The 8,749-nt window shown below is 71.8% G+C and carries 9 protein-coding genes; all 9 read right to left on the reverse strand.

Annotation, left to right across the window (positions count from 1 at the left end; genetic code table 11):
• Positions 1 to 458: 458 nt before the first annotated feature.
• Entirely contained in the window at positions 459 to 992 is a 534-nt protein-coding gene (locus VMF51_RS20055; RefSeq protein ID WP_414689489.1) for a DNA-3-methyladenine glycosylase, read from the reverse strand.
• 34 nt (positions 993 to 1,026) lie between these two features.
• Positions 1,027 to 2,451, reverse strand: coding sequence for an argininosuccinate lyase (argH, locus tag VMF51_RS20060; RefSeq protein WP_325476239.1), 1,425 nt, complete (start codon positions 2,449 to 2,451; stop codon positions 1,027 to 1,029).
• A complete protein-coding gene (locus VMF51_RS20065) occupies positions 2,448 to 2,912 on the reverse strand; it encodes an NUDIX hydrolase (RefSeq protein WP_325476240.1) in 465 nt (154 codons plus the stop codon). The genes argH and VMF51_RS20065 overlap by 4 nt, the downstream gene beginning before the upstream one ends.
• Positions 2,912 to 4,345 carry an argininosuccinate synthase gene (gene argG / locus VMF51_RS20070; RefSeq protein ID WP_325476241.1) on the reverse strand — a complete coding sequence of 478 codons (1,434 nt, stop codon included), beginning with the start codon at positions 4,343 to 4,345 and terminating at the stop codon, positions 2,912 to 2,914. Before argG ends, VMF51_RS20065 begins: the two co-directional genes overlap by 1 nt.
• Positions 4,342 to 4,896 (reverse strand): arginine repressor, encoded by a 555-nt coding sequence (locus VMF51_RS20075; protein ID WP_325476242.1) that lies wholly within the window; start codon positions 4,894 to 4,896, stop codon positions 4,342 to 4,344. The genes argG and VMF51_RS20075 overlap by 4 nt, the downstream gene beginning before the upstream one ends.
• Positions 4,893 to 5,828 (reverse strand): ornithine carbamoyltransferase, encoded by a 936-nt coding sequence (gene argF, locus VMF51_RS20080; protein ID WP_325476243.1) that lies wholly within the window; start codon positions 5,826 to 5,828, stop codon positions 4,893 to 4,895. Before argF ends, VMF51_RS20075 begins: the two co-directional genes overlap by 4 nt.
• Positions 5,825 to 7,015 carry an acetylornithine transaminase gene (locus tag VMF51_RS20085; RefSeq protein WP_325476244.1) on the reverse strand — a complete coding sequence of 397 codons (1,191 nt, stop codon included), beginning with the start codon at positions 7,013 to 7,015 and terminating at the stop codon, positions 5,825 to 5,827. The genes argF and VMF51_RS20085 overlap by 4 nt, the downstream gene beginning before the upstream one ends.
• Positions 7,012 to 7,950: an acetylglutamate kinase gene (gene argB, locus VMF51_RS20090; RefSeq protein ID WP_325476245.1), complete on the reverse strand. Its 939-nt coding sequence runs from the start codon at positions 7,948 to 7,950 to the stop codon at positions 7,012 to 7,014. The genes VMF51_RS20085 and argB overlap by 4 nt, the downstream gene beginning before the upstream one ends.
• The coding region (locus tag VMF51_RS20095) for a bifunctional ornithine acetyltransferase/N-acetylglutamate synthase (RefSeq protein WP_325476246.1) at positions 7,947 to 8,749 on the reverse strand (803 nt) is incomplete at its 5' end. The genes argB and VMF51_RS20095, both read right to left, overlap by 4 nt.

Genomic DNA, 8,749 nt, shown 5'->3' on the forward strand with positions numbered 1-8,749 from the left:
TCAAACTCTCCGTTGAAAACAACACCCACACACCAGAAACTGGCACGCGGGAAAAAGAGATGCCTGACAAGACGAAACTGACATAATTGCCAGAATCATTGTCTTACCAAAGAAACCATCAACCAACACTCACCCCACAAAGTGAGGATCACGCCGGCCGACGGGGCATAACAAACTAATTCGTCGACTATGACACACTGTTGAGTTCTCAAGAATCAGACGCACACCGGGCTCGACACTCTCGCGCCGCCCCCGGGGCAACCTGCAGAAACTTACCGGTCCGGGCCGACCGCGTCAACTTGACCGCTGGCCCGTGCTGGAGCTTCGTGCCGCGGACGTGCAGAAGCCACCCAGTTCGGCCTCTCGGCCCGAGTGGATCCGCTTGCTGCGGCGAGAAAGAACATTACACGGGTCCGTCGGGCACGCAAAATCGGGGTGGACGGTGGGGGCCGCAGCCCTCAGCGCGGCTTGGCCGGGCGGTACGCCGAGACGCTCCGCTCCCCCGTCATCCAGAACCGCCAGGGCCGCTCGGGGGCTCCGCGCAGGCCCACCCGGGGTCCGGTCGAGACGTCCAGGACGGGCTCGTCGAGCTCGAGCCGGATCGGCCCCGCTCCGAGGTCGGACCCGTCGTGGGCGAGCTCGATGTCCAGAGCTCGGCAGAGGCGGGCCGGGCCGCGGGCCAGGTCCCGGTCGGTCGAGCCGGGGCGGCGTGCCCGGGCGGTCTCCAGGCCGTCGACGACCTCGCCCGCCCGGAGCAGGACCGCGCTGGCCTCCCCCTCCGGGCCGGTCACCACGTTGCAGCACACGTGCATCCCGTAGGTGAAGTAGCAGTAGAGCCGACCGGCCGGGCCGAACATCACCGCGTTGCGGCGGGTCAGACCGCGGTAGGCGTGCGAGCCGGGGTCGGCGGCGCCGGCGTACGCCTCGACCTCGGTGATCCGGACGGTCACGCCCGCGTGCGTCAGCCGGGCGCCGAGGAGCCGCGGGGCCACCTCCAAGGCCGGCCCCGCCAGCTGCGTCGTCAGATCAGCCGAGGCGACCACGGTGCCGCGCCGCCACCGCGGCGACCTCGTCGAGCTGCTCGCGGACCCGGGCCGGCGCGGTGCCTCCGCGACCGGCGCGCGAGGCGACCGAGCCCTCGACCGTCAGGACCTCGCGGACCGCGGGGGTCAGTCGCGCGTCGATCTCGGCGAACTGCTCGTCGCTCAGGTCGGCGAGCTCGACCCCGAGCTCCTCGCACCGGCGTACGCAGGCGCCGGCGAGCTCGTGGGCGATGCGGAACGGGACGTTCTCGCGCACCAGCCACTCGGCCACGTCGGTCGCGAGCGAGAAGCCCTGCGGGGCGAGCTCGGCGAGCCGCTCGCGGTCGAAGACCAGGGTCGCGACCATGCCCGAGAACGCCGGGAGCAGGACCTCGAGGGTGTCGACCGAGTCGAAGACCGGCTCCTTGTCCTCCTGGAGGTCCCGGTTGTACGCCAGCGGCAGCGCCTTCAGGGTGGCCAGCAGTCCGGACAGGTTGCCGATCACCCGGCCCGCCTTGCCCCGGGCGAGCTCCGCGATGTCGGGGTTCTTCTTCTGCGGCATGATGCTCGACCCCGTCGACCAGGAGTCGTGCAGGGTGACGAACGCGAACTCGCGGGTCGACCAGAGGATGACCTCCTCGGCGAGCCGGCTCACGTCCACGCCGATCTGCGCCGCCACGAAGGCGAACTCGGCGACGAAGTCGCGCGCGGCGGTGCCGTCGATGGAGTTCGCGCTGGAGCCGGTGAAGCCGAGCTCGGCGGCGACCCCCTCGGGATCCAGGCCGAGGCTCTGCCCGGCCAGGGCGCCGGAGCCGTACGGCGAGTCGGCAGCGACCCGGGCGTCCCAGTCGAGCAGCCGATCGACGTCGCGCAGCAGCGGCCAGGCGTGGGCGAGCAGATGGTGGGCCAGCAGCACGGGCTGGGCGTGCTGGAGGTGCGTGCGCCCGGGCATCACGGTCGGGACCGGCTCCAGGTGCTCACTCGCCTGGGCGACGAGCACGTCCACCAGGTCGAGGGCCAGGCCCCCGACGATCCGGGCGTGGTCGCGCAGGAACACCTTGAAGAGCGTCGCGATCTGGTCGTTGCGGCTGCGTCCGGCGCGGAGGCGACCGCCGACGTCGGGGCCGACCTCCTCCAGAAGCAGCCGCTCCAGTGCGCCGTGGACGTCCTCGTCGGACGGGTCGGGGGCCAGCGAGCCGTCGGCGTACCGCTCCCCCAGCGTGTCGAGACCGCGCAGCAGTTCGGCGTGGTCGGGGTCGGCGAGCAGTCCGGCACGGTGGAGCGCGTTGGCGTGCGCCCGCGAACCCGCCAGGTCGTACGGCGTGAGCCGCCAGTCGAAGTGCGTCGAGCGCGACAGGGCGTCGAGCTCCGGCGACGGACCGCCGGCGAACCGGCCGCCCCACAGCTTGCCCTCGTTGGTCGTGCTCACAGCTCTCCTCTCACCGCGGCGATCGCCGCAGTCATGATCGCGGGTAGGTCAGGTGGGAGGAACACCGCACCGGCGTCCAGCCCCGCAGCCGTCCACCAGCCCGCTGCGACGACCGTGTCCACCTCATCCGGCGCGAGATGGTCGAAGGTCACGTCGACGTCACGGTCCAGGCGCAGCCCGAAGTAGGTGTGGACGCCGACGTAGTCGACGCTGTCGTAGGTGTAGGCCGCCTCGGCACGGTGGAACGGACCGACCAGTTCCTCGGCGCCAACGACGATGCCGGTCTCCTCCCGCAGCTCACGAAGCGCGGCGTCGACAGGCGACTCGCCGGTGTCGATCCCCCCGCCGATGCTCCCCCAGCGCAGTGCTCCCGGACGGGCAGGATCCTGGTCCTGCAGGAGCAGGACCTGACCGTCGGGACTCACCGGCAAGACTCGCGACGAGGCGCGCTCGATCGGCATCAGTCGGTGCCGAACTCCATCGCCGCGGCGTCCAGGGCCTCGTCGTGCAGCTCGCCCTCGGCCTCGGGGTTGCTGGCGATCCGGTCGTAGCCGCCGGCGGGCAGCTCGCCGAAGAGGGTGCCGTGCTCGACGAGCACCTGGCCCTGCTCGACGGGCTGGTCGGCGTACATCTCGAGCTTCCAGCGCGAGTCGGCGATGTCGAGGTTGCGCATGGTCAGCTGGCCGATCCGGTCGACCGGGCCGAACGCCGCGTTGTCGGTGCGCTCCATCGACAGCTTGTCGGGGTGGTAGGAGAACGCCGGGCCGTCGGTGCGCAGCACGGTGTAGTCCTCGCCGCGGCGCAGCCGCAGCGTCACCTCGCCGGTCACCAGCGACGCGATCCAGCGCTGGATCGACTCGCGGATCATCAGGGCCTGCGGGTCCAGCCAGCGGCCCTCGTAGAGCAGCCGGCCGAGCTGGCGGCCCTGCGCGGTGTAGTTGGCGATCGTGTCCTCGTTGTGGATCGCGTTCAGCAGTCGCTCGTACGCCGTCCACAGCAGCGCCATGCCGGGCGCCTCGTAGATGCCGCGGGACTTGGCCTCGATGATGCGGTTCTCGATCTGGTCGGACATGCCGAGCCCGTGCCGGCCGCCGATGGCGTTGGCCTCCATCACCAGCGAGACCGCGTCGGCGTAGGTGGTGCCGTTGATCGCGACCGGCCGGCCCTGGTCGAAGCGGATCGTGACGTCCTCGGTCTCGATCTGCACGCTGGGGTCCCAGAACTTCACGCCCATGATCGGCTCGACGGTCTCGAGCGAGACGTCGAGGTGCTCGAGGGTCTTGGCCTCGTGGGTGGCGCCCCAGATGTTGGCGTCGGTGGAGTAGGCCTTCTCCTTGGAGTCGCGGTACGGGAGGTCGTGGTCGACGAGCCACTGGCTCATCTCGGCGCGACCACCCAGCTCCTGGACGAACTCGGCGTCCAGCCACGGCTTGTAGATGAGCAGCTGCGGGTTCGCAAGCAGGCCGTAGCGGTAGAACCGCTCGATGTCGTTGCCCTTGAACGTCGACCCGTCGCCCCAGATGTCGACGCCGTCCTCGTGCATGGCGCGCACCAGCAGGCTGCCCGTGACGGCGCGGCCGAGCGGGGTGGTGTTGAAGTACGTGCGGCCGCCGGAGCGGATGTGGAAGGCGCCGCAGGCCATCGCGGCCAGGCCCTCCTCGACCAGCTGGGTGCGGCAGTCGACGGCGCGGGCGATCTCGGCGCCGTACGCCTTGGCCCGGTCGGGGACGCCGGAGATGTCGGGCTCGTCGTACTGGCCGATGTCCGCGGTGTAGGTGCAGGGGATCGCACCCTTGTCGCGCATCCAGGCCACCGCGACCGAGGTGTCCAACCCCCCGGAGAACGCGATGCCGACACGCTGGCCGACCGGGAGGGACGTCAGGACCTTGCTCACGAGTGGACTTCCTTCTGCTTGTCGTTGTGGTGTTGCTTGTCGTGGTGGTCGGCGAGCGAGAGGAACCGCCGGGCGAGGTCGTCGCCGCCGACGGGGTCCCGGCCGATGACCAGGACGGTGTCGTCGCCGGCGATGGTGCCGAGGATCTCCGGGAACTCCGCCTTGTCGAAGGCCGAGGCCAGGAACTGGGCCGCCCCCGGCGGGGTGCGCAGGACGACCAGGTTGGCGCTGGCGTCCGCGCTGACGAGCAGCTCGCCGCACAGCCGGGCGAGCCGGGCCGAGGCGGCCGCCGTCTCGACCGGAGCCGCGGGCCGGCGGTCTCCGCCCTCAGCAGGTACGGCGTACACGAGCGCGCCCGAGGCCGAGCGGACCTTGATCGCGTCCAGCTCGACCAGGTCGCGCGAGAGCGTGGCCTGGGTGACCCGTACGCCGCCCGCGGCGAGCAGGTCGGCCAGCTCGGTCTGCGAGCGGACCTCGTGGTGGGTGACCAGCTCGACGATGTGCTGGTGCCGGGCCTGCTTGGTCGCCGGCCGGAGCGCGGACTCGCTCACGGCTCCCCCGCTGATCGCTCCATCAGGAAGGCCAGCACCGCCTTCTGCGCGTGCCGCCGGTTCTCCGCCTCGTCCCACACGACGCTCTGCGGGCCGTCGAGGACCTCGGCGGCGATCTCCTTGCCGCGGTACGCCGGCAGGCAGTGCAGCACGATCGCGTCCGGCCGGGCGTGCCCGACCAGCTCGGTGGTGAGCGACCACGGGCCGAAGACGGCCTCGCGGGCGGCCGACTCCTCCTCCTTGCCCATCGAGACCCAGGTGTCGGTGACGACCACGTCCGCGCCCGTGACGGCCTCGACGGGGTCCGCCACCTCGACGGCCGAGCCGCCGGTGCCGGCGCCGATCGCGTTGGCGCGCTCGAACATCGCCGGCGCCGGGACGTAGCCCTGCGGGGCGCTCACCCGGACGTGCATGCCGGCGCTCGCGCCGGCGAGCAGCCAGGAGTTGCCCATGTTGCAGGCGCCGTCGCCGACGAAGGCCACGGTGAGGCCGGCGAGGGTGCCCTTGCTCTCGCGGACGGTGAGCAGGTCCGCGAGGAGCTGGCAGGGGTGGAACTCGTCGGTCAGCGCGTTGACGACCGGGACGCCGGCGTACCGGGCCATCAGCTCGAGGTCGGTCTGCGCGAAGGTCCGCCACACGATGGCCGAGACCTGGCGGCCGAGGACCCGGGCGACGTCCTCGACCGACTCGCGGACGCCGATGCCGGCGAGCTGGCCGTCGATGAGCATCGGGTGCCCGCCGAGCTCGGCGATCCCGGCACCGAAGGAGACCTGGGTGCGCAGCGTCGGCTTGTCGAAGACCATCGCGACCGACTGCGGACCGGCCAGCGGGCGGGCGTCGTACGGCGCGGCCTTGAGGCGGGCGGCGAGGTCCAGGACCTCGGCCTGCTCGGCGGGCGTGAGGTCGTCGTCGGCCAGGAAGTGACGCGTCATCGGGCAGCCCCCTCGGCAGCGGAGTCCAGGATGCCGGGCCAGGCGGCGACGAAGGCGTCGACGTCCTCGGGACCGACCACGAGCGGCGGCGCGAACCGGATGCGGTCCGGTCCGGTCGCGTTGACGATCCAGCCCGCGGCCTGGGCGGCCGCCACGACAGCCGGAGCCTCGACCCCGGTCAGGGTGAGACCCACCAGCACGCCGGTGCCCCGGACCTCGGCGACCCGTGCGTCCGCGGCGACACCGGACCGGAGCCGGTCGCCCATCTCGACCGCGTGGGCGAGCAGGCCCTCCGAGCCGATGGTGTCGATGACGGCGAGCGCCGCGGCCGTGGCGACCGGGTTGCCGCCGAAGGTGGTGCCGTGGTTGCCCGGGGCGAAGAGCCCGGCGGCGTCACCGAAGGCGAGCAGCGCGCCGATCGGGATCCCGCCCGCCAGGCCCTTGGCCAGCGTCACTAGGTCCGGCGTGATGCCGGCGGGGTGGCTCGCCAGCCAGGTGCCGGTGCGTCCCATGCCCGACTGGATCTCGTCCAACCACAGGAGCGCGCCGGAGCGGGTGGTGATCTCGCGAGCGGCGCGCAGGAACTCCGCGCTCGCCACGTTGACCCCGGCCTCGCCCTGCAGCGGCTCGATGACCACGGCGGCCGTCTCCTCGGTGACCGCCGCGGCCAGCGCGTCGACGTCGCCGTAGGGCACCCAGGTGACGTCGCCCGGGAGCGGCTCGAACGGCTCGCGGTAGGCGGCCTTGGAGGTCAGCGCCAGGCTGCCCATCGTGCGCCCGTGGAAGGCGTCCTCCATCGCGACCACGCGCGTGCGGCCGGTCAGGCGGCTGAGCTTGAGCGCGGCCTCGTTGGCCTCGGCGCCGGAGTTGCAGAGGAAGGCCCGGCCCTCGACCCCCGGGGCGGCCAGCTCGAGCAGCCGCTCGGCCAGCTCGATCTGGGGCTTGGTGGCGAAGAAGTTCGACACGTGGCCGAGCGTCTCCAGCTGGCGGGTGACGGCGCCGACCAGCGCCGGGTGGGCGTGGCCGAGCGTGTTGACGGCGATCCCGCCGAGGAAGTCGACGTACTCGTTGCCGTCGACGTCCCAGACCCGGCAGCCCTGGCCGCGCTCGAGCACCAGCTTCGGCGGTCCGAAGGTGTTCATGAGGGCGTGGCCGTAGCGCTCGGTCCACTTCTGGGTCTCGGTCACTGGGCGTCCCTCACCTTCCGGGTCTTGGTCTCGACGCCGGGCAGCACCTGGGTGCCGACGCCCTCGTGGGTGAACAGCTCCAGGATGACGGCGTGCGGCTCGCGGCCGTCGACCACCGTGGCGCGCGGGACGCCCTCCTGGACGGCCTTCAGGCAGGCTCCCATCTTGGGCACCATGCCGCTGGCCAGCGTCGGCATGATCTTCTCCAGCGCCTCGGGGCTGATCTCGCCGATCACGTCGGTCGGGTCCGGCCAGTCGAGGTAGAGGCCCTCGACGTCGGTGAGCACCAGCAGCTTCTCGGCCTTCAGCGCGACCGCCAGCGCGGCGGCCGCCGTGTCGGCGTTCACGTTGTAGACCGCGCCGTTCTCGTCCGGCGCGACGCTGGAGACGACCGGGATCCGGCCGGCTTCGATCAGGTCGAGCACGCTCTCGGGACGGACCTTGGTCACCTCGCCCACGAGGCCGAGGTCCACCGGCTCGCCGTCGACGACGGTGGTGGCGGGCTCGGCGGTGAACAGGCCGGCGTCCTCCCCCGAGCACCCGACGGCCAGCGGGCCGTGTTCGTTGATCAGGCCGACGAGCTCGCGCTGGACCTGGCCGACGAGCACCATCCGGACGACGTCCATCGCCTCGGGCGTGGTGACGCGCAGGCCGCCGCGGAACTCCGACTCGATGTCGAGCTTGTCGAGCATCCGGGAGATCTGCGGTCCGCCACCGTGCACCACGACGGGCTTGAACCCGGCGAAGCGCAGGAAGGCGATGTCCTCGGCGAACGCGCGCTTGAGCGCGTCGTCGGTCATGGCGTTGCCGCCGTACTTCACCACCACGATCTTGCCGTGGTACTGCTTCAGCCACGGCAGCGCGGCTGCGAGGGTGCGCGCCTTGGCCTGGTCAGGCTTGCTGGTGTCGAACTGGCCGGTCGTCGAGTCGTTCATGAGGAGTACGCGCTGTTCTCGTGGACGTAGGCGTGGGTCAGGTCGTTGGTCCAGACCGTGGCCCGGGCGTCGCCGGCCTTGAGGTCGACGGTGACGGTGACCTCGCGGGGCTGGAGGTCCACCGTCGCCGGGTCGGCGGCCGGGGTGGACCGGCGGCAGACCCACACGCCGTTCATGGCGACGTCGAGGTCGGCCGGGTCGAAGGCCGCGCGGGTGGTGCCGATGGAGGCGAGCACCCTGCCCCAGTTCGGGTCGTTGCCGAAGACGGCGGCCTTGAACAGGTTGCTGCGCGCGACCGACCTGGCGACCTCGACGGCGTCGTCCTCCGAGGCCGCGTTCAGCACGGTGATGGCGATCTCGTGGTCGGCACCCTCCGCGTCGGCGAGGAGCTGCATCGCGAGGTCGGTGCAGGCCCGGGTGAGGGCGTCGGCGAGGTCCGGCAGACTCGGGGTGATGCCGCTGGCGCCGCTGGCCAGCACCGCCACCGTGTCGTTGGTCGACATGCAGCCGTCGGAGTCCAGCCGGTCGAAGCTGACCCTGGTCGCGGCCCTGAGCGCGGTGTCGAGGTCGCGAGGGTCGGCGACGGCGTCGGTGGTGAGCACCACCAGCATCGTGGCCAGCTGCGGGGCGAGCATGCCCGCCCCCTTGGCCATGCCGCCCACCGACCAGCCGGGCCCGTCGACGACGACCTGCTTGGGGACCGTGTCGGTGGTCATGATGGCGTGGGCCGCGTCGTCGCCGCCGGACAGGCCCCCCGCCATCTCGTGCACGATTTCGGTCACCCCGGCCAGCACCTTGT

Source organism: Nocardioides sp., assembly GCF_035503875.1.
Classification (GTDB): domain Bacteria; phylum Actinomycetota; class Actinomycetes; order Propionibacteriales; family Nocardioidaceae; genus Nocardioides.

Bases quoted from the DNA above. Each gene is read 5' to 3' on its own strand.
- VMF51_RS20065 (WP_325476240.1), bottom strand. From the start codon at position 2,912: ATGCCGATCGAGCGCGCCTCGTCGCGAGTCTTGCCGGTGAGTCCCGAC.
- argF (WP_325476243.1), bottom strand. From the start codon at position 5,828: ATGACGCGTCACTTCCTGGCCGACGACGACCTCACGCCCGCCGAGCAG.
- argB (WP_325476245.1), bottom strand. From the start codon at position 7,950: ATGAACGACTCGACGACCGGCCAGTTCGACACCAGCAAGCCTGACCAG.